Here is a 20,739-nt window from a genome sequence, read left to right as displayed (position 1 = left end):
GATGAAGTTAAATTACTTTGTCATTATTTGCTTTTTCCTATTTCTTCCACCAATGTGGGGGCAACAAGAATTTATTAAAGGTAAACTTTTGGATGTCCAAACCGGTGAGCCTGTGGTATTTGCCACCATTAGGATTAAAGGAAAGGCGATGGGCGTCATATCCAATCAAGATGGAGGTTTTCGTATTCCTAAAAGATTCAAGGCTTTAGGGGATGTACTTATTATTTCTAGTATGGGGTATCAAAAAAAAGAAATCCCAATAGCCGATCTATCACCAGAAGACATTAACATCGTCCGTCTTTACCATGGTGTTTTGGAATTGTCCGAGGCGATAGTGACCGCCAAGAAAAAAAGAAGAAGAAGGCAGTCCCCTAGAAGAATTGTTAAAAGGGCCATAGAAGCCATACCGGAGAACTTTCCCCAATCCACTTTTTCCACCATTGGGTATTACAGGGACTATCAACTAAACCAGGAAAACGATTATATAAACCTTAATGAGGCCATAATTGAAGTATTTGATAAGGGGTTTGATGAATTGGATCATAAAACCTCTCAAGTTAGAATATATGATTACAAAAGGAATGAGGATTTTAAGAGGTACTCATTGGCCGAGCAACGGTACAATTACCATACCCAACAAAAGGTAATTAATAATGCATTCCTTCCGGATTATGGAGGTAATGAATTTGTTATTCTGAGAATCCATGATGCTCTTAGAAACTATAAGGTCAATTCATTTGACTTTATAAATGTTTTGGAACAGGATTTATTGCGAAACCACCATTTTTTTTGGGAAGAAGATACCTATATGGATAATAACATTTTGTATACCATAGGTTTTCGGCTAACACTACCGGTCCATAGGGTTCATGGAATTCTCCATATTTCAAAACATGATTTTTCAATTCATAGAATAGAGTATGCCCTATATGACCGTTTAAAGGTGAATGCCGTCAAAAAAAACAATAGACACAATACCAATAAGCAACTTGTTTTTGAGGTAATTATGGAGTATAAGCCAGTAGAAGGGAAAATGTTTCTTAATTACATCTCCTTTCATAACTCCTTTCAGCTCTGGGATGCTCCTATATTTATGCTGCGAGGCATTACTGTTGACCTTTCCAAAAAATGTTTTATCGTTACTTTTAGTGACCTACCCGTACGAAAATCAGCCACAAACCTGAGAAATTATAAATTTTGGTTCCAAGGTCGGAAGTTAAAGTTTGTGAGAGGCTATCTTCGGAGAAATGTAATGGAGTTGTACCCCGATATGGAGAAGGCCGAATTACAACTTATGTTCAACGAGATTGAAAATCATGGGAAACGAGGTCAACTCGAAAAGGAGTTTCTAGATGTTAAAATATCTGATATTAAGGATTTGAAAGGTAATCTGCTGAATAAATGGATTTCCCGGGATTACCAACAATTTCGAGAGTATTTCGTGCAGCAAATAAGACAAAATACCGAACAGGTTCCGGACAGCCTACTCATGAAAAAGAACCGGCCCATATTTAAGGATCAACCCATTGTAAGGCCCGATAATTTCGATGAGTATTGGATGAACACCCCTTTAAAACAATAGATTCAAAAAAGATAACTTTATAAATTACCACCATGATATTTCAATACGCTAGATACATTTGCACTTTATTGATTTTTTGTTGTAGCTCCATAGTCTTTTCCCAAGACAGCTTCATACGGGGCAAACTCCTCGATGTACAAACCGGAGAACCCATTGTTTTTGCCACGATACGGGTAAAGGACCGGGCCAAGGGGGTAATCTCCAACCAAGATGGCAGTTTCCGTATTCCTACCAGGTTCAAGGAACTTGGGGACATGCTTGTCATCTCGAGTATGGGATACCAAAAAAAGGAAATCCCCATCACTGGTCTATCACCGGAGTATATCAATATCATAAGGCTTGCCCCGGGTATCCTAGATTTGTCCGAGGCAGTGGTTACTGCCCAAAAAAAGAGGAAACTTTCCGCTAGGAGGATTGTTCGGAAGGCCATAGCGAATATAAAAAGGAACTATCCGCTAAATACCTTTTCGACAATCGGTTATTATAGGGATTATCAATTGAAGCAAGGGAATTATGTGAATTTGAACGAGGCCGTCTTGGAGGTATTCGACCAAGGTTTTTCCCGGATCGATTCAGCGACCACTAAGGTGCGCATCTATGATTATAAAAGGAATACCGATTTTGAACAGGATACCCTGGCCGACGACCCCTATGATTACAAGCGCTTGCTGAAAATAGTGGATAACGCCTATCTCGATAGTTATGGAGGAAATGAATTTTCGATATTAAGGGTTCATGATGCCGTACGGAATTATAAGGTAGGTTCGTATTCATTTGTGGACCAGTTGGATACCGATCTGCTGAAAAATCATAGCTTCTCAAGGGACAATGACACCTATCTCAATGGGGAAGCGCTATACACCATAAAATTCAGGAAGCGACATCCGCATTACAGTGCCTTCGGTATTCTGTACATTTCCTACGGCGATTTTGCCGTACATAAAATGGAATACACCCTGTACGATGACCGAAAACGGTTGCCCGACCGAAAATTGAACAAGCACCAAGGCCGTGGGCAATTGATTTTTGAAATTACCACCGAATATCAGCGGCACGACTACGGAAAGATGTTCCTCAATTATATTTCGTTTGAAAACAGCTTTATTTTATGGGAGCCACCAAAATTCAAGGTAGAGAACAGTACCATTGGATTGATGAAAAGTCCCTCTGGCGGAATCGGCGGTTTCAGACTTGAATTAACATTCAATCGTCATCCCAATACTGACGAGGCCAGGGATGTAGGCAACTATTTGGTAAGGTATAAAGGCAAGCGTTTGAAAATTAAGACGGCCGGCCTGGTCAAGAATGAAAAAAAAGTGTTTTTACTACCTGACATGACCCAGAAAGAAAGAAAGGAGATTCTTGAGGGAATTTTTGAGGCTATGAAGAAAAAAATCAACCTAAATAATTTATTTTCCATTGAAATAGAACCGATTTTTGATCTGGAGGGCAAGAATAGACTTCACGAATGGAAAAAAAGGGACTATGACCAATTTAGGGAATATTTTGTACAGCAGGTAAAACCTTCCACCAAATTGCCTAACGACGGTAAATTCATGGACAAAAACAAACCCATCTTTGAGGGCCAGGCTATGGTTCGTCCCGAAGATTTCGAGGAGTATTGGATGAACACTCCTTTAAAATAACTTCTAGGCAGTAGGGTATGTATCGCGATGTTGATGGTAAGGCAATTTCTATGCGTATGAAATGCATGCACTACCTTTTGATGTTCTTCTATAGTACTCTGGTCTTTTCCCAAAATGACTTTGTTCGGGGCAAATTACTGGATGTTCAGACCGGGGAGCCCGTGGTCTTTGCCACAATTAGGATAAAAAATAAAGCCATTGGAGTCATTTCCAATCAGGGTGGGGGATTTCGCATTCCCAAAAAGTTCAAGGAATTTGGGGATATACTTGTCATTTCCAGTATGGGCTATCAAAAAAAAGAAATTCCCATGGCCGGTCTATCCCCTGATGCCATAAATGTTATTCAACTTTCCCAAGGAGTCATGGAACTGTCCGAGGCCGTGGTTATCGCGCGAAAAAAGAGGAGGTTGTCAGCGAGAAGAATTGTAAAGAAAGCAATAGAGGCTATACCCACAAACTATCCCCAAAATTCGTTCTCCTTAACCGGATATTACAGGGATTACCAACTTGACCAAAACAATGACTACATAAACCTTAACGAGGCTATTCTTGAAGCCTTTGACTTGGGTTTTGACGAAATCGATAGCACTACGACCAAGGTTAAAATCTATGAATACAAAAAGAACACGGATTTCGAAAGGGATACGTTGGCAGATGATCCCTATAACTATAGGACTTGGAAAAAGGTAATCGACAGGGCCTATTTGTTCAATTATGGTGGGAATGAATTTACAATTCTTAGGATTCATGACGCCGTGCGGAACTTTAAAATCAATTCCTACGATTTTGTAAATCAATTGGAAAAGGATTTTTTGAACAATCATTTTTTCGATCGGGAAGACGATGTGTATTCGGATGACCAGGCCTTGTACGGCATAGGGTTTAGAAATTCCAAACCGGGATTAAGAATATCCGGAAAATTTGCAATATCCAAAGAGAACTATGCCATCCATAAGATGGAATATGCCATTTATGACACCGGTAATGAAAAACGGAAACGAAAAAGGAAAGATAAGGACCAACTTATTTTCAAGGTAGTATCCGAGTACAAACCAAAGTACGGTAAAATGTATTTGAATTATATTTCATTCCACAATAGTTTTAAGTTGGGAATGCCACCCAAATTTGTAGTAAGTAAAATCTACTTGGATGACTCACGCAAATGTTTTACGGTCAGGTTCAGTGAAGCGGTAGATTTTTTCTCTGCTAAAAACAAAAAGCACTATACCTTCAGTTTCCATAATAGGAAAACTTCCTTTTCAAAAATACTACCTTACCTATACACCGTTGACCTCTATCCTGATTGGACCAAAAGGAAGTTTACGGATATCCGGGCCGAAATAGATGAAATAGTGCGAAGTATTAAGTTAGATCCCAAGAATACCCCCAGGGAGATGTCCCAAGAATTCAAGTACACCACCGGAGACCTCCATATATACAGAGCACGACTTGACCCCGATTTAATAGAGGAAGGATTTGGGAATATGTTTCAGGTAGAATTGAAGGAAGGAAGTTTTGAATTGAACATGCCAAAGGCATTTAGCGTAGCTATCGAAAGACTCAAGGATGTCAATGGCAATTATCTTAATAAACGGGTTTATAAGGAATATAAACAATTTAGGGAGTTTTTTGTGCAGCAAGTAAGACCGGGCAAAACTGTCTCGGACAATAGTCTCTTTATGAACAATCGCAGGCCAATTTTTGAAAACCAGCCCATAGCAACACCGGATAACGTTGGGAACTACTGGATGAACACGCCACTTAAGAAAACCGATACATTATGAATAGCCTAAACCTTAATCACATTGTTTTTATCCTGTTGTTCTTTGTGTCTTTTGAAACTTTTGCACAAAGGCAAGATTATATTATAGGCCGATTGCTTGATTCCCAATCAAATGAACCTGTGGTTTTTGCCAACATTCGAATTAAGGATAGAGCTCTCGGTGTGATTACCAATGTTGATGGTAGTTTTAGAATTCCCCTAAAATACAGGGAGTACGGCAATATCATTGAAATATCATCTATGGGCTATAAAACAAAGGAGATACCCATAACGGATTTCAGTCAAAGCGAGCTGAATGTGGTGAGCTTAATTCCTGCGGTTTTTGGTTTGGATGAGGCTGTGGTCAAAGCCAAAGGCAGACGAAAACGGAACCTGAATGCCAAGCAAATCGTTCAGAGGGCTATTGATGCCATACCCAGGAATTTTCCCTCAAATTACTTTTCCAGCATCGGTTATTACCGGGATTATCAGTTAAACGATGATCAACAATACGTTAATCTAAATGAAGCCATTCTTGAAGTCTTTGATCAAGGCTTTAATCAATTGGACGATGCTACTTCCGAGACGAGCTTATTCCATTTTGGTTTGAACGATAATTTTGAACAGGATTCCTTGGCGCGGGCTTCCTATGATTATGGATCATTACGTAAAATAATTAAGAAGGCGCATTTGGATGCCTATGGGGGTAATGAATTTCGAATTTTAAGAATTCATGACGCCATAAGAAACTATAATGTGGGTTCCTACGATTTCATCGGCACTCTTAAAACCGACTTGATTGAAAATCATTATTTCTTACGAGGTAGCGACACCAGCATTGATACAGAAGAAATATACACCATTAAGTTTTGGGTATTCTATCCAAACTATCGAGCTAATGGCACCATTTATATATCCAAATTGGATTTCGCCATACATAAATTGGAATATACCATGTACGATGAAAAAAAGCGAAACAAAACGGGCAAAATGAATAAACATGGGAACAATCAAAAAGTAATTTTTGATATTACCACGGATTATCGAAGAATACATAACAAAATGTACCTGAACTACATTTCATTTTACAACAGTTTTACATTGAATATTCCTCCGGTTTTTAAGGTGGAGTATATCACCTACAATATAGCTAGAAATTGTTTTATGGTGGAATACAACACAATTCCCAATGCAGAACAGTCCGTGCATCTTCCCAATTACAAAGTGGAGTTTAAAAAGAAGCGCGTGAAATTGAAAAGTGCCGGAAGGTCGGAAAACTTGATTTTTTTATTTCCAAAAATGGAAAAGGAAAAAATTATGGCAATGACAGGTGAAATTATGAAGGCTGAAAAAATGGGTACAGATTTAAATGATTTATTTTCAATAAAGGTCGCCAATGTAAGGGACACCCTAGGCAATCTGGTCAATAAATGGACCCAACGGGATTACAAACAATTCAGGGAGTTTTTTGTACAGCGGGTAAGGCTGGGCCAAACTGCACCAAAGGATAGTCTTTTTATGAACAAGTGCAAACCTATCTTTGAAAACCAGCCCATAGCAAGACCGGATAACGTTGAGGACTACTGGATGAACACGCCACTTGGCAAAATTGACTGATAAAAAAACCCCCTCGATAATTTCGAGGGGGGCGGTTAAATACAAAACACTTCAACAATTAATTCAAAATAGTACTATAATTAATACAGTAGATTTTAGGCGGTGGCTTTTATGTCTGCCGATTTAACGGTTTTTACTATTCTACCCGCAATCTTGTAAGGATCTCCATTGGAAGCTGGTCTTCTATCCTCAAGCCAGCCTTTCCATCCCTTTTCTACCGTAGCAATGGGGATACGGATAGAAGCACCTCTATCTGAAACGCCATAGCTAAAATCGTTTATGGAAGCTGTTTCATGAAGACCGGTCAAGCGCTGGTCATTGAATTCACCATAAACCGCAATGTGCTCTTTGGCAACAGGGCGGAAAGCTTCACATATTTGTTCATATACCTCTTTGGAACCTGCAGTACGTAAAGTGGTATTGGAAAAGTTGGCATGCATTCCAGACCCGTTCCAATCTCCCTTTATCGGTTTTGGATGATATTCTATGTAATAGCCATATTGTTCCGTTAGTCGATCCAATAGGTAACGAGCTACCCAAATTTGGTCTCCCGCACTTTTTGCCCCTTTAGCAAAAATTTGGAATTCCCATTGTCCACTGGCCACTTCTTGATTAATACCTTCAAAGTTTATTCCGGCCTCGATACATAGATCAGCATGCTCCTCAACAAAATCCCTTCCATGGGTATTCTTGCCACCAACCGAACAATAATACATGCCTTGGGGTCCTGGATAACCACCTACGGGGAAACCTAGGGGCAATTGCGTATCCTTATCCATTATAAAGTATTCTTGCTCAAATCCGAACCAAAAATCATTATCCTCATCATCTATTTGTGCCCTGTGGTTACTTTCGTGGGGTGTACCATCGGCATTCAGAACCTCACTCATTACCAAGTAACCATTTTTTCGGGCAGGATCCGGAAATATGGCAACAGGTTTCAACAAACAATCGGAAGAACCTCCCTCGGCTTGTAGCGTAGAACTTCCATCGAAAGACCAGATAGGGCAGTCCTCCAATTTTCCACTAAAATCATCCTCGATTTTTGTTTTACTCCGCATGTTCTGGGTTGGTTTATAACCATCAAGCCAGATATACTCTAATTTTGCTTTGCTCATAATCTTGGTTGTTAATATTTACATTTTAAAGACCAACAAAAATATATTTTTTGATGAATTAATCTAATTTTTTAGGGGGTAAAATTCAAATTGATGGACATAATTTAAGATACCCCTATTTTGGTTAGGGTATTTTGGAAAAAGTTTATTTTTTTCCAGATATATTATTAAATCCTTAAATGATTATTTTAGCCGAAAATTTAAGTTAAAATTATGGCCCAAACACGTTTTAACGCCCTAGCTGAAAGTCTAAATAGGAATAGAATAATTATTGAGGAGAAAGGTCGTCGCTCCGAGTTGTTCGGCGTTCAGGTCTTTAATGACGAAAAAATGGTACAACACCTTACCAAAGATGCTTTGGAAAGTGTTCGGGGGGCCATTTTTTCAGGTTCCAAAATTGAAAGAAAAATTGCCGACCAGGTAGCTGAGGCCATAAAGGGTTGGGCCATCGCCAACGGCGCTACGCATTATACACACTGGTTTCAACCTTTGACCGGCTCAACTGCCGAGAAACATGATGCTTTTTTTGATCTTTTACCCAATGGCAAGGCATTGGAGAAATTTGGAGGTGGCCAATTGGTGCAACAGGAGCCGGACGCGTCCAGTTTTCCTAGCGGTGGAATACGAAACACCTTTGAGGCCAGGGGGTATACGGCCTGGGACCCAACGTCGCCGGCATTTATTTATGGCACAACACTCTGTATCCCCACCATATTCGTCTCCTATACCGGTGAGGCCCTGGACAACAAGGCTCCTTTGCTAAGGGCATTACATGCTGTGGATGAAGCGGCCACAGCTGTTGCAAGATATTTTGATAAGAATGTCTCAAAAGTCAATGCAACCTTGGGTTGGGAGCAGGAATACTTTTTGATCGATAAGGCCTTGGCCTACTCCCGTCCCGACATTGTCCTAACGGGTCGCACACTGTTGGGGCATTTGGCGGCCAAGGGACAACAACTGGACGATCACTATTTTGGAGTAATCCCAAATAGGGTATTGAGCTTCATGAGCGATTTGGAAAAAGAATGTACCAAATTGGGTATTCCGGTCAAAACGAGACATAATGAGGTAGCCCCCAACCAATTTGAACTGGCCCCCGTATTTGAGGAAGCCAATTTGGCCGTGGACCATAACCTTTTGCTTATGGACGTAATGGAAAAAATAGCCGACACACATAACTTTAAGGTTTTGTTCCATGAAAAACCATTTGCCGGCATCAATGGTTCCGGAAAGCATAACAATTGGTCCCTGGCCACGGATACCGGGGTCAATTTATTGAGTCCGGGTTCTACACCAATGAAAAACCTGCAGTTTTTGACTTTTTTCGTAAACACGATAAAGGCCGTGGACAATTATGAGGAATTGTTGCGATCTTCTATCGCATCCGCAAGTAATGACCATAGGCTAGGTGCCAATGAAGCACCTCCGGCTATTCTTTCCATATTCATAGGAAAACAACTTGGGGAGGTATTGGACGAATTGGAAGGGGTTTCCCAGGGAAAATTATCCCCGGAAGAAAAGACGGAGCTTAAATTAAACGTTGTTGGAAAGATTCCGGAAATTCTATTGGACAATACGGATAGAAATCGTACTTCACCCTTTGCCTTTACGGGTAACAAGTTTGAAATGAGGGGAGTAGGCTCAAAAACCAACTGTGCTAAACCCATGACAATTTTGAATACCATTGTTGCCAAACAATTGCGAATGTTCAAGAAGGAAGTGGATGTACTTATTGACAAGAAGAACCTTAAAAAGGACGAAGCCATTTTTAACGTGCTTAGGGAATATATAAAAACCTCCAAAAGGATACGTTTTGACGGTGACGGGTATAGCGAGGATTGGGAAAAGGAGGCCAAGCGAAGAAAATTGAGCAATAACAAAACTACTCCCGAAGCCTTGCAAATAATGACCGCCAAGGATAGTCTTGCTCTTTTTAAGGAGATGAAGGTAATGAGCGAAATAGAGGTGAGGGCCCGCCAGGAGGTAGAACTGGAAGCCTATATCCTGCATATTCAAATAGAGGGCAGGGTAATCAATGAATTGATTTATAATCATGTGATACCATCATCCGTCCGATACCAGAACAAACTCATAGCCAATGTCAACGGCTTGAAGGAAATTTATGGGGCCGTACATCAAAATTTATCGGAAGGACAACTTAACATTATCGAAAACATTGCCGAGCATATCTCGGAAATCAAAAAAAGCACGGACCGCATGCTAGAGGCAAGGAAAAAAGCCAATACCCTTATCGATCTGACCAAGAAAGCTATAGCCTATTGTGATAACGTGCGTCCTTATTTTGATAAGATTCGCTACCACTCCGATAAATTGGAACGTTTGGTGGATGATGCCGAGTGGCCGCTGGCCAAATACAGGGAACTTTTATTTACCAAATAGTTTTATCTGATAATTTCTGTGCGCCTTAAGAATACTGGATTCCCGAACCGAGGATAAAAACCATTTCATCTCTAAAATGTTTGAATTCCATGATACCGATTTTTAAACTTCTGGAAAGCCAGATCTTTTAGATATTGAACTAGGCGTATTCTCCCAATTCAACTATTTTTGACCAAATAAAGACCATGAGCTCTACCCACAAAAAAAGATATGACCTACGCGGTGTTTCCGCCTCCAAGGAGGATGTACATAATGCTATAAAAGACTTGGATAAAGGCCTGTTTCCAAAGGCCTTCTGCAAAATTGTTCCCGACTACCTTACAAATGATAAGGACTACTGTTTGGTGATGCATGCGGATGGTGCCGGAACCAAATCTTCCTTGGCCTACATGTATTGGAAGGAAACCGGGGATATTTCAGTCTGGAAGGGCATAGCGCAGGATGCGTTGATAATGAACATAGATGACCTGGTATGCGTTGGTGCCGTAGACGATATAATGCTCTCATCCACAATCGGAAGGAACAAAAATTTGATTCCGGGCGAGATAATCTCGGCAATCATCAAGGGCACCGAAGAATTGATTTCGGATTTAGGGAAATATGGCATTACCATTCATTCCACAGGGGGTGAAACTGCCGATGTTGGGGATTTGGTACGTACCATAATCGTTGATTCCACAGTGACTGCAAGAATGAAACGGAGTGCCGTTATCGATAATGCCAATATCCAACCCGGTGACGTTATTGTTGGTTTGGCATCCTTTGGACAGGCCACTTATGAAAAGGAATACAACGGGGGAATGGGTAGCAATGGATTAACGTCGGCCAGGCATGATGTTTTTGCCAAATACTTAGCCGAGAAATATCCGGAGAGCTATGACGCAGCTGTCCCTGAGGAATTAATATATTCCGGAAACATCAAACTAACGGATGCTATTGACGGTTCACCCTTGGACGCCGGGAAATTGGTCCTCTCACCAACCCGAACCTATGCCCCCATTGTCAAAAGCATTTTGGAAAAATATTCTGCTCAGGATATCCATGGAATGGTACATTGTAGTGGAGGTGCCCAAACCAAGATTCTTCACTTTATGGAAGACCTTCACGTTATTAAGGATAATCTTTTCCCGCTTCCACCATTGTTCAAATTAATACAGGAACAATCCCGGACTGATTGGAGGGAAATGTATCAAGTTTTTAATTGTGGCCATAGACTGGAGCTCTATGTCAATGAAGTCGTGGCACAGGATTTGATAAGCATTTCCGAAGGTTTTGGGGTCCAAGCCCAAATCGTGGGTAGGGTGGAAGAGCATATGGCCAAAAAACTTACTATTGTAAGCGAGTTTGGCACCTTCGTATATTAAGGCATACGATTACCCCAAATGCTACGTTGTTTATAGTAAATGTAATGCTATGGAACGAAAGGAATTTCTAAGAAGTATAGGTGCCGGAGCGGCGTTTGCCATTGCTTTTCCCTGTTTGCACGGGTGCTCTAACGGTGACGATACACCTGGTAATATATCCGAAGTGCCTTCTGGGGTGGATTTTACAATTGACCTGACCTCCGAAGAGGGGAGCAAATTAATGAACAACGGGGATTTTATCCTTAAGAATTTGGTCGTTGTCGTTAAGAACCTGGAAGGGGAATTCGTGGCGGCAAGTCAGGTGTGTAGCCATGAAGCCTATGATCAGGTGCGTTTTGCCAGTGTTGATGGAGGTATCTTTTTTTGCGATGTTCACGGTTCACGCTTTGATCAGGATGGTACTCCTCTAAATCAGGTTGACAGTAACCCGGCCAGACCCCTAAAAATATTTAATACCGAACTCGACGGCAACACACTTCGTGTTTTTGAATGATTTGAATCGCTACTTTGCCCTAAAGGAATATCTTGAAAAAACTGACCTACATAGTGGTATTTCTTTTTTCCGTTATGGCCCATGCCCAAAACTGGCACTCTAGTTATTCGGATGCCTTGGCCCGTGCCCAAAATGAGGATAAGCCCATTATTTTGGTGTTTTCCGGATCTGACTGGTGCGCACCATGTATTAAGTTGGACAGAAACGTTTGGCAGTCCCAGGATTTTAGGATTCATGCTCAGGATAACTATGTGCTCTATAAGGCCGATTTTCCAAGAAAAAGGGAAAATCAATTGCCAGAAAAAACAAAGCTTAAAAACCAAGGGTTGGCGGATACATTTAATCCCGAGGGACATTTTCCATTGGTTCTGGTTCTTGATAAGCAACAAAAGGTCTTAGGGAGAATTGGTTACCGAAAAATACCCCCGGGCGAGTATGTTTCACTTTTAAACTCGTTTTTAAAGTGAGGCTGTTACTAACCCTATTCTTAGGACTGATGGCCATAACGGGCCAGGGACAAGAGCGCAAGTACGTTACGGTTAAAAAGACCATGGGCCTAATGGGCAGTCGTTTTGATATCACGGTAGTCGCCGCAACTGAGGAATTGGGATATATCAATATCGAAGAAGCTGCTGCGGAAATTACTCGGATTGAAAGAATGATTTCTTCCTGGGATTCGGAATCTGAAACTTCATTGATCAATAAAAATGCCGGGATAAGACCGGTAAAGGTAAGTTTTGAACTTTTTAAACTAATTGAAAGGGCCAAACAAATCTCTGAGATTACTGATGGAGCTTTTGATATCTCATATGCCTCCATGGATATGATTTGGAAATTTGATGGCAGTATGAAATATATTCCGACCGAAGCCGAAATTAGAAACTCTGTTGCCAAAGTCGGATACAAAAAGATTATTTTGGATCCCAATGAACAGACGGTATTTTTACGGCAAAAGGGAATGAAAATTTCCTTTGGGGCAATAGGAAAGGGCTACGCCGCCGACAAGGCCAAGGAATTGTTGGTTTCCAAGCAGGTGGTAGCTGGTATAATAAATGCTGCCGGAGATCTTACCACATGGGGTACCAAGGCAAGCGGCGAAAAATGGTTGATCGGTATTGCCAACCCCTTGAGCAAGGATAAGATTTTTTCATGGTTGCCTATTGTAGAGTCTTCCGTGGCAACCTCTGGTAATTATGAAAAGTATGTGATGATTAAAGGCAAGAAATACACACATATCATAGATCCAAGAACCGGATGGCCCTCTTCCGGAATTAATAGCGTTTCCATTTTTTCCAAAAGTGCGGAGCTTTGTGATGCCTTGGCAACGGCTGTTTTCATCATGGGAAAGGATGCCGGACTTGCGCTGATAAATCAGTTGGGAGGCACTGAGGTAATTCTCGTGGATGCCAACAACAAGATACATAAAAGCAACGGAATCATGTTTGAGAATAATCCCTAACTTTAAATCATGAAGAAAGTATTGCTCTTCCTTGTATCTATGCTCCTTTTGACATCCTGTGTGGTCGTAAGGGAATATGACAAGGTTTATATTAACGATGAGGAAATGTTGTTGTCTGCCAAGGGAAGCGAGCGTTTTGAGACTAACTTTCAAATTTATCGCGAAGGTGCTTCGGGCGCTAATGGTGGAAAGACTGGAGGGGGCTGTGGATGTAACTGATTCTGATATTGGGGACGTGATTACCATGTGAAGTAACTGGTGCGATTAAACTTGAAACATTCAAATTCAAAAATGTGTGGTGGCAAAAGTCACTGGGAACAACCTCACAACTTTTTTCATTGAAAGAAACTTTATTTTTCGTTTTCGCAATATTCACCTCAATAGGTTTCTCGCAAGATGAGTCCTCTACCTATAAAAAAAGGGTTTTGGAAACCACAGAAATCGACTTATTGTTTAGCTATTATGGACAGGATGGCAACAATGCGGCGGTTACGGGTGGAGAGGGTACAGAAGAGCTCACCGATGCCACATCTAGTATCGTGGTCCAGATTCCTATGAACGAAGACGATGTACTTACCGTTGATGTAGGAATTTCAGCGTATACCTCGGCATCATCCAGTAATGTAAATCCATTGGACGGAAATCCCAACAGACAAGTAAGCCCGTTTAGTGCGTCTTCCGGAGCTTCACGCAAGGATCAATTGGTACATTTTAATCCCTCGTATAGGCACAGTTCCGATAATAGAAACTCTATTTGGACAGGAAATGCCTACATATCCTCCGAGTATGATTATTTTTCTATCGGCCTTGGAGGTGGATATACCCGTTTGTTCAATCAAAAAAATACGGAAGTCTCCATTAACGCACAACTGTATTTTGATAGCTGGAACCCACAGTATCCCGTTGAACTTAGGGATGGGTTTTTTGATAGTCGTATTTCGGGGACTGGAACGTATATGCCCGCTTTTGTTGCTTTTGAACAGGAAAATCGAAATTCTTACGCCCTATCCCTAGGTTTGTCCCAGATTTTGGGAAAAAGGGTGCAGGCTTCCCTGTTTGCTGATCTGGTGTTACAAAGGGGATTGTTAAGTACGCCTTTTCAAAGGGTCTATTTTGGGGATGTCAATGATTTTTTTATTGATGATTTCCAATTGGCCGATGACGTGGAACGTTTGCCGGAAAGTAGATTTAAACTACCCTTAGGTGCCCGTTTAAACTATTTTTTGAACGACGTTTTTGTGTTGCGGGGTTATTACCGATTTTATACAGATGATTGGGGAATCACGGCTCATACGGCAAGTTTGGAAGTACCCATAAAACTCAATGATAGCTTTACTTTATATCCGGCCTACAGATATTATACCCAAACCGAAGCTGATTATTTTTATGCCAAGGAAACCGCACTTTCTACCTTGGATTTTTATACTTCGGATTATGACTTATCCGAATACAACGCCCACCAGTATGGTTTAGGTGTTCGCTATAAGGATATTTTTGCAAAGGCCAAACTATTCACTTTTGGTTTAAAGTCAGTCGACTTTCGATTTAATACCTATGATAGAAGTGATGGACTTAACGCCTTTATAATGACATTGGGAACGACTTTTGTTGGGGATTGATGTTTTCAGTCTAGGCCCCCTGAGTTTTCATCCTTAAGGAATTTTGCTGCCCATGCGATTTAGTACACCAAGTACCTCTATTTCACCACAATGAAACTGTCTATGTTCTTGTCTCTTTTTATCGTAAATTCGCAATCTTAGTCGAATGGGTTATGATAGAAAAGCTAAACATTGTAAAACAGCGATTTGATGAAGTTTCGGACCTTATCATCCAACCTGATGTCATTGCGGATCAAAAGCGCTATGTACAATTGACCAAGGAGTACAGCGATCTCAAAGATCTTATGGCGAAACGAGATCAGTATCTGGAACTTACGGACAATATTAAGGAGGCAGAGGAGATTATTTCGGATGGGAGTGATGCAGAGATGTTGGAAATGGCCAAAATGCAACTGGAAGAGGCGAAAGAAGCTTTGCCTCAGCTGGAAGAGGAAATTAAATTAATGCTTATACCCAAAGATCCGGAAGATGCCAAGGATGTAGTCGTGGAAATCCGTGCTGGAACCGGCGGGGACGAGGCGAGTATTTTTGCCGGAGATCTTTTCCGGATGTATATCAAGTATTGTGAATCCAAAGGCTGGAAGACCAACGTCATCGATTTAAGCGAGGGAACTAGTGGCGGTTATAAAGAAATCCAGTTTGAAGTGAACGGAGAGGATGTTTATGGTACCCTGAAGTTCGAGGCAGGGGTGCATCGTGTTCAGAGAGTACCCCAGACCGAAACGCAGGGGAGAGTCCATACCAGTGCGGCAACGGTAATGGTGCTTCCTGAAGCGGAGGACTTTGATGTACAAATAGACCCTAAGGATGTACGGATAGATTTTTTCTGTTCCTCTGGGCCTGGCGGACAATCTGTGAACACAACCTATTCGGCCGTTCGCTTAACGCATATTCCTACCGGATTGGTGGCGCAATGTCAAGACCAAAAATCACAGCATAAGAACAAGGAAAAGGCGTTTAAGGTTTTGCGTTCTCGCCTCTATGATTTGGAGCTGGCGAAAAAACAGGAAGAAGATGCGGCTAAACGAAATTCTCAGGTGAGCAGCGGAGATCGATCCGCCAAGATTAGAACATATAACTATCCCCAAGGGCGGGTAACCGATCACCGTATTGGACTAACCCTATATGACCTACAGAATATCATTGATGGAGATATCCAAAAAATTATCGACGAATTGAGCTTGGTTGAAAATACGGAAAAGTTGAGGGAAGCTTCGGAGATTTTTTAAATAGATTTTATCTGCTCGGGCGCAGCCGGGCAAGCATTTGCATAAGTTTCAAAAAACCTCTCGATTGCGCTCGAGGATGCCCAAATTATGACCACCCAGCGGCTCATTGAACAAATACACCTAAAGAAATCCTTTCTCTGCATTGGTCTGGATACGGATTTGGATAAGATTCCACAACACCTTTTGGAAGATGAAAATCCGATTTTCAGATTTAACAAGGCCATCATAGACGCTACCCATCATTTATGTGTGGCCTACAAGCCGAATATAGCGTTCTACGAAGCCTATGGTCTATTAGGTTGGCAGGCACTGGAGAAGACCATGACCTATCTGAATAAAAATTATCCAGATATTTTTACTATAGCTGATGCCAAACGAGGAGATATTGGAAATACTTCAACCCGTTATGCAAAGGCCTTTTTTGAAGGTTTGGATTTTGACTCCATAACGGTTGCCCCGTATATGGGAAAGGATTCCGTTGAACCGTTTTTGGCATTTAAGGATAGGCACACCATATTATTGGCTTTGACTTCCAATGAAGGTGCCTATGATTTTCAAACCAAATTAGTAGACGATAAAGCGCTGTACAAAATTGTCTTGGAGACTTCAAAGAACTACCTAAATTCAAATAATTTGATGTATGTAGTAGGGGCCACAAAGGCTTCCTACTTACTAGATGTTCGCAGGATAGTTCCCGATAGCTTTCTTCTGGTTCCTGGAGTGGGGGCGCAAGGCGGAAACTTAAGTGAAGTCTGTAAATACGGTATGAATAAAAACGTAGGGCTTCTGATAAATTCTTCCCGTGGTATTATTTATGCATCTAAAAAGGAAGACTATGCCCAGGCGGCAGCCGAAAAAGCCCAAGACCTGCAAAATCAAATGGCAAAAGAACTGGAAAGGTTGAAATGAGATTATTGCATCAAGCTTTCCAAAGTCTTTTTAATTTTTAAAGCTTTTTGTTCAAAAAATTCACTCAACCTACTATCCGCATATTCCATGGATGCCTTATTCATGAAATTTTGATACTGGTATTCCAAAAGGGTTATGGCTTTTCTTCCCGGTGTCAAAGGTGTAACGGTTCCTACTCTACAATACTGCTTTTCCATAATCAATTTTTTGTTCTTACAAATATACGGCCATATATAGGTTTTGGATGTTCACGTATTGCTTCATACAACTAAAATCTAAGTAATTTGGCTAAGTTTTAACTATTTCTTCAGGGAATCCCTAAATAACTACAGTTTTGTTTGTAAAAAATAGGGTTAAGATGCGAATACAATAAAAAGATTTAATACATTGCATTTCGCTCTAAAATAGGGGCTTTAGAGAACACTTTGTTAAGTTATACCACACATCTTCATAAGGATTCCACTACCTGGGTCACTTTTGTGCACGGGGCGGGTGGTAGCTCTTCCATATGGTTTAAACAGGTGAGGGATTTTAGAAAGCACTTTAATGTGCTGCTTTTGGATCTTAGGGGGCATGGTAGCTCAAAACCCACTCTCAAAACAGTGTTCAGTGAAAAATATGATTTTGACTCTATTACCGACGATATCGTTGAGGTAGTTGATTATTTAAAAATTAAAAAATCCCATTTCGTGGGAATTTCCCTAGGAACTGTTTTGATTAGAAATTTAGCGGAGAAACATCCTGATAGGGTGGAGAGTATGGTCATGGGCGGTGCAATAATGAAACTTGATATTAGGTTCAAGTTTTTAATGGGCTTTGGAAGGGTTTTCAAGAATGTAGTACCGTATTTATGGCTATATAGATTCTTCACTTTTATAATAATGCCGGATGGTAATCACAAGGAATCCCGTTCTGTGTTGGTACGTGAAGCTCGAAAGCTATATCATAGGGAATTTGTTAAATGGCTTAGACTATCCTCCCAGATAAATCCCCTCCTACGCTTTTTTAGAACCGTAGATTTAAAAATACCCACATTGTACGTCATGGGAGGAGAAGATTATCTTTTTTTGCCTTCAATAAAGAAAGTTGTTCAAAGACACAGTACATCCAGTCTTTTATTGATAGAGCACTGTGGTCATGTGGTAAATGTGGAGCAACCCAAGCTTTTCAATGATGTAGTCATCCAGTATGTAGCTGACATGAGTTCCTAAGAATCCTTATTCCTCTTCCCTTGTCCGGATATAAGATATTTTTTTTAATTGCCTTTGTTTTATGGGGAAGTTGCGCCGCGGTATCGGCACAGGAAGATGCATGCTCCTGTTGTTCGGACAGCCATAAGGCCTTTGATTTTTGGGTAGGTACTTGGAAGGTAACCGATACCGAAGGATCTATTGTAGGTAGAAACAGGATTGAGAAAGTTGAAAACGGCTGTGTCCTTAGGGAGCATTGGACCAGTTCTAAAGGAAATTTTTCAGGTACAAGTCTCAATTTCTATAATACAAAGATCCAGCAATGGGAACAGCTTTGGGTAGATAACCTAGGAAACCACTTAAAACTGAAGGGTAATAAACTGGAAAATCAAATGATTCTTACCTCCGATGATTTTGTGCATGCCGATGGAAACACTTATAAAAACAGACTTACCTGGACATTGAATGAAAACGGTACCGTTCGCCAACTTTGGGAAGTTTTGCATGACGGCAAGGTATCCAATGTGGTTTTTGACGGACTCTACACTAGGAATGAGTAACAAATGTTGTTTTACCTAGTTTACCGGAATCTTCTTTGGCGGTATTGACTCTGTAAGATATGTAAATTGCGACCCTGAATGTTTTGATAGCTAATTCAAATAATTACCCTAAAAAATGAGACAGAGAGTTTTTTTAAGAGTAAGTGCTTCAGGGCCGCTTTACATTTAACTGGTTGTTTCGTCAAAATAACATCTTCTTTGGTTAATTTGGGGAAAGGCTTATAAACGTTTACGATTCCGATAAATGTTTACGTGTTTTTTACATCAAAAGGATGTTTGTGATTTCACTTTTCCATCTTATAAAAAACGGATAATTACGTTAATGTGCACTTTTTATAGTTGAAAACAAGTTAAAAGACGGCCAAGTTCATCTTTTGGCCGCCTTTTAGTCAGAGTTAGTCGGAATATGGAGATGTTAGTTATATCCTGGATTTTGATCAAGATTAGGGTTGGAATCGGTTTCCCTTTGGGGAACAGGTGCAACCAAGGAGTTATCATCATAGTTTAGGCTTCCAACGGTACCCTTTAATCGTTTTATGTCGTGAAGGGAAAAACCCTCAAATGATAATTCACGTCTGCGTTCATCGAGAATGTCCTGTAATGATGGATCAACAATGGCCCCGGCTCCAGATCGAGCCCTAAGGGCGTTTATTTCTTCTTCTGGGGACAATCCCACCGATGTGCCTTCCCGGAAGTTACCCTCGGCTCGAATCAAATGCATTTCGGCTAATCTTAAAAACGGAATATTCGAAAACTCCCCCTGCCATTTTGTTGTGGCCGTCCCGCCCGTGGTCTCATAAAAAAACATACTTCGTTGATCGTTGGCGTCATCATAAATATTGAAATGTTCGGGATTGATACCTACATCGGGATTTCCTGGCCTGCCTCCAAAATCATTTCCTGCCCAAAAAGTATTCATATCGTTCTCCCCATCTTGTGGGGTGATTTGCCATGCAAAGATGTCCTCACTGGAATCCCCATCGTTATTAAAGGCCGATGCAAAATCTGAGGTAAGGGTATGGCCACTGTTCTGGAGTACATCATCTGCCGCATCCCTGGCGGCCGCGTAATTCTCTTGTTGAAGATATAGTCGGGCCAGGAGGGCTTGGGCAGCGTACTTGTCCGCGAAAACATCGTTACTTTCAGGTAATAGGGCGTAAGCCTCGGTCAAATCTGAAATAGCCTGATTATAAACCTCTTCTACCGAATTTCGGGTTGGAAATTCAACCTCCGAAGCATCTGTAATGGCACTTAAAACTATGGGAACGGCAGGTTGTGTGTTTGACTGCCCCGCCTCATAGGGAAGGCCATATATTCTCGCTAGGTCAAAATACATCAAACCTCTTAAGAACTTGGCCTCGCCTTCGATTCGGTTTTTGGTGACGGCATCTTCAACAACATCCAGATTTTCCAAGATGATATTGGCTTGGTTGTTTACCTCATAGGCGTTCAACCATATATCCCTGGCATTTACATTATCCGTCAAAATGGCTTTTTCATTAAACTCTGCCGGTTCCTCAAAAGTTCCATTAAACGCCAATTCACCAGAATTGGCCCAAAGTTCAACGGACAATGTTAGGATTCCTCCGTAGATGTTTTCTTCAAAGGAGGGGGTTTCTGCACTACCATGGGCCGCCTCATCATAAAGACCTACCAAGAGATTTTCAAGATTGGCGGCGTTGGAGACTACTGCTTCGGGGGATAAACTTTGTTCAGGTAGTAGGTCTAAGTTATCCTCGCAACTTGATATTACAAAAACGACAAGTATTATATATAGAATCTTTTTCATGT

Annotated in this window: 18 protein-coding genes; 15 read left to right on the top strand and 3 right to left on the bottom strand. The window is 41.0% G+C overall.

Features of this window, described 5'->3' with window-relative positions; translation table 11 throughout:
- Position 1 precedes the first annotated feature (1 nt).
- The 4 genes from Q0993_RS07715 to Q0993_RS07700 are packed head-to-tail and all read left to right on the top strand — an operon-like array spanning position 2 to position 6,607.
- Complete coding sequence (locus tag Q0993_RS07715; protein WP_299531489.1) at positions 2–1,582, top strand: carboxypeptidase-like regulatory domain-containing protein; 1,581 nt, start codon at positions 2–4, stop codon at positions 1,580–1,582.
- A gap of 32 nt (positions 1,583–1,614) precedes the next feature.
- Positions 1,615–3,228, top strand: coding sequence for a carboxypeptidase-like regulatory domain-containing protein (locus tag Q0993_RS07710; protein WP_299531488.1), 1,614 nt, complete (start codon positions 1,615–1,617; stop codon positions 3,226–3,228).
- 56 nt (positions 3,229–3,284) lie between these two features.
- Complete coding sequence (locus Q0993_RS07705; protein WP_299531486.1) at positions 3,285–5,012, top strand: carboxypeptidase-like regulatory domain-containing protein; 1,728 nt, start codon at positions 3,285–3,287, stop codon at positions 5,010–5,012.
- Positions 5,009–6,607 carry a carboxypeptidase-like regulatory domain-containing protein gene (locus tag Q0993_RS07700; RefSeq protein ID WP_299531484.1) on the top strand — a complete coding sequence of 533 codons (1,599 nt, stop codon included), beginning with the start codon at positions 5,009–5,011 and terminating at the stop codon, positions 6,605–6,607. The genes Q0993_RS07705 and Q0993_RS07700 overlap by 4 nt, the downstream gene beginning before the upstream one ends.
- A gap of 95 nt (positions 6,608–6,702) precedes the next feature.
- Here the strand turns inward: Q0993_RS07700 and Q0993_RS07695 are convergent, their stop codons facing one another.
- A complete protein-coding gene (locus Q0993_RS07695) occupies positions 6,703–7,725 on the bottom strand; it encodes a glutamine synthetase beta-grasp domain-containing protein (protein ID WP_299531481.1) in 1,023 nt (340 codons plus the stop codon).
- Positions 7,726–7,938: 213 nt separating this feature from the next.
- Between Q0993_RS07695 and Q0993_RS07690 the strand changes: the two genes are divergently transcribed.
- From Q0993_RS07690 to pyrF, 9 genes are all read left to right on the top strand, one after another.
- Positions 7,939–10,125 carry a glutamine synthetase III gene (locus tag Q0993_RS07690; protein WP_299531478.1) on the top strand — a complete coding sequence of 729 codons (2,187 nt, stop codon included), beginning with the start codon at positions 7,939–7,941 and terminating at the stop codon, positions 10,123–10,125.
- Between the two features lie 185 nt (positions 10,126–10,310).
- A complete protein-coding gene (locus Q0993_RS07685) occupies positions 10,311–11,489 on the top strand; it encodes an AIR synthase related protein (RefSeq protein ID WP_299531475.1) in 1,179 nt (392 codons plus the stop codon).
- A gap of 49 nt (positions 11,490–11,538) precedes the next feature.
- The gene (locus Q0993_RS07680) at positions 11,539–11,982 is read left to right on the top strand and encodes a ubiquinol-cytochrome c reductase iron-sulfur subunit (protein ID WP_299531472.1); all 444 of its coding nucleotides are present in this window, start codon (positions 11,539–11,541) and stop codon (positions 11,980–11,982) included.
- Between the two features lie 32 nt (positions 11,983–12,014).
- Complete coding sequence (locus tag Q0993_RS07675) at positions 12,015–12,449, top strand: thioredoxin family protein (protein WP_299531469.1); 435 nt, start codon at positions 12,015–12,017, stop codon at positions 12,447–12,449.
- 29 nt (positions 12,450–12,478) lie between these two features.
- Entirely contained in the window at positions 12,479–13,441 is a 963-nt protein-coding gene (locus Q0993_RS07670) for an FAD:protein FMN transferase (protein ID WP_299532819.1), read from the top strand.
- Positions 13,442–13,450: 9 nt separating this feature from the next.
- Positions 13,451–13,660, top strand: a complete 210-nt coding sequence (locus Q0993_RS07665; protein ID WP_299531466.1) for a DUF4266 domain-containing protein — start codon at positions 13,451–13,453, stop codon at positions 13,658–13,660.
- Positions 13,661–13,779: 119 nt separating this feature from the next.
- The gene (locus tag Q0993_RS07660; protein WP_299531463.1) at positions 13,780–15,060 is read left to right on the top strand and encodes a DUF3570 domain-containing protein; all 1,281 of its coding nucleotides are present in this window, start codon (positions 13,780–13,782) and stop codon (positions 15,058–15,060) included.
- 152 nt (positions 15,061–15,212) lie between these two features.
- A complete protein-coding gene (prfA, locus tag Q0993_RS07655; protein ID WP_299531461.1) occupies positions 15,213–16,289 on the top strand; it encodes a peptide chain release factor 1 in 1,077 nt (358 codons plus the stop codon).
- A gap of 87 nt (positions 16,290–16,376) precedes the next feature.
- On the top strand, positions 16,377–17,198 hold the full coding sequence (gene pyrF / locus Q0993_RS07650) for an orotidine-5'-phosphate decarboxylase (protein WP_299531459.1): 822 nt from the start codon (positions 16,377–16,379) through the stop codon (positions 17,196–17,198).
- Positions 17,199–17,200: 2 nt separating this feature from the next.
- Here the strand turns inward: pyrF and Q0993_RS07645 are convergent, their stop codons facing one another.
- The gene (locus Q0993_RS07645) at positions 17,201–17,395 is read right to left on the bottom strand and encodes a hypothetical protein (protein ID WP_299531457.1); all 195 of its coding nucleotides are present in this window, start codon (positions 17,393–17,395) and stop codon (positions 17,201–17,203) included.
- A 228-nt stretch (positions 17,396–17,623) separates the two neighbouring features.
- On the opposite strand from Q0993_RS07645, the gene Q0993_RS07640 reads away from it, so the two are divergent.
- Positions 17,624–18,409, top strand: a complete 786-nt coding sequence (locus Q0993_RS07640; RefSeq protein ID WP_299531455.1) for an alpha/beta hydrolase — start codon at positions 17,624–17,626, stop codon at positions 18,407–18,409.
- Between the two features lie 20 nt (positions 18,410–18,429).
- Positions 18,430–18,948, top strand: a complete 519-nt coding sequence (locus Q0993_RS07635) for a hypothetical protein (RefSeq protein ID WP_299531453.1) — start codon at positions 18,430–18,432, stop codon at positions 18,946–18,948.
- 415 nt (positions 18,949–19,363) lie between these two features.
- On the opposite strand, the gene Q0993_RS07630 is transcribed toward Q0993_RS07635, so the two are convergent.
- Positions 19,364–20,737 (bottom strand): RagB/SusD family nutrient uptake outer membrane protein, encoded by a 1,374-nt coding sequence (locus Q0993_RS07630; RefSeq protein WP_299531450.1) that lies wholly within the window; start codon positions 20,735–20,737, stop codon positions 19,364–19,366.
- Positions 20,738–20,739 lie beyond the last annotated feature (2 nt).

Source organism: Ulvibacterium sp. (assembly GCF_028285715.1).
Lineage (GTDB): Bacteria > Bacteroidota > Bacteroidia > Flavobacteriales > Flavobacteriaceae > Ulvibacterium.
Note: the sequence above shows the minus strand (reverse complement) of the source record. Positions and strands in the feature narration are given on the sequence as shown.

What these genes read in the sequence shown, in the direction of transcription:
- Q0993_RS07710 (WP_299531488.1), top strand. Translation starts at nt 1,615, where the DNA reads ATGATATTTCAATACGCTAGATACATTTGCACTTTATTGATTTTTTGT.
- Q0993_RS07630 (WP_299531450.1), bottom strand. Translation starts at nt 20,737, where the DNA reads ATGAAAAAGATTCTATATATAATACTTGTCGTTTTTGTAATATCAAGT.
- pyrF (WP_299531459.1), top strand. Translation starts at nt 16,377, where the DNA reads ATGACCACCCAGCGGCTCATTGAACAAATACACCTAAAGAAATCCTTT.
- Q0993_RS07705 (WP_299531486.1), top strand. Translation starts at nt 3,285, where the DNA reads ATGAAATGCATGCACTACCTTTTGATGTTCTTCTATAGTACTCTGGTC.
- Q0993_RS07700 (WP_299531484.1), top strand. Translation starts at nt 5,009, where the DNA reads ATGAATAGCCTAAACCTTAATCACATTGTTTTTATCCTGTTGTTCTTT.
- Q0993_RS07670 (WP_299532819.1), top strand. Translation starts at nt 12,479, where the DNA reads ATGGCCATAACGGGCCAGGGACAAGAGCGCAAGTACGTTACGGTTAAA.
- Q0993_RS07680 (WP_299531472.1), top strand. Translation starts at nt 11,539, where the DNA reads ATGGAACGAAAGGAATTTCTAAGAAGTATAGGTGCCGGAGCGGCGTTT.
- Q0993_RS07665 (WP_299531466.1), top strand. Translation starts at nt 13,451, where the DNA reads ATGAAGAAAGTATTGCTCTTCCTTGTATCTATGCTCCTTTTGACATCC.
- prfA (WP_299531461.1), top strand. Translation starts at nt 15,213, where the DNA reads ATGATAGAAAAGCTAAACATTGTAAAACAGCGATTTGATGAAGTTTCG.
- Q0993_RS07690 (WP_299531478.1), top strand. Translation starts at nt 7,939, where the DNA reads ATGGCCCAAACACGTTTTAACGCCCTAGCTGAAAGTCTAAATAGGAAT.
- Q0993_RS07715 (WP_299531489.1), top strand. Translation starts at nt 2, where the DNA reads ATGAAGTTAAATTACTTTGTCATTATTTGCTTTTTCCTATTTCTTCCA.
- Q0993_RS07685 (WP_299531475.1), top strand. Translation starts at nt 10,311, where the DNA reads ATGAGCTCTACCCACAAAAAAAGATATGACCTACGCGGTGTTTCCGCC.
- Q0993_RS07645 (WP_299531457.1), bottom strand. Translation starts at nt 17,395, where the DNA reads ATGGAAAAGCAGTATTGTAGAGTAGGAACCGTTACACCTTTGACACCG.
- Q0993_RS07695 (WP_299531481.1), bottom strand. Translation starts at nt 7,725, where the DNA reads ATGAGCAAAGCAAAATTAGAGTATATCTGGCTTGATGGTTATAAACCA.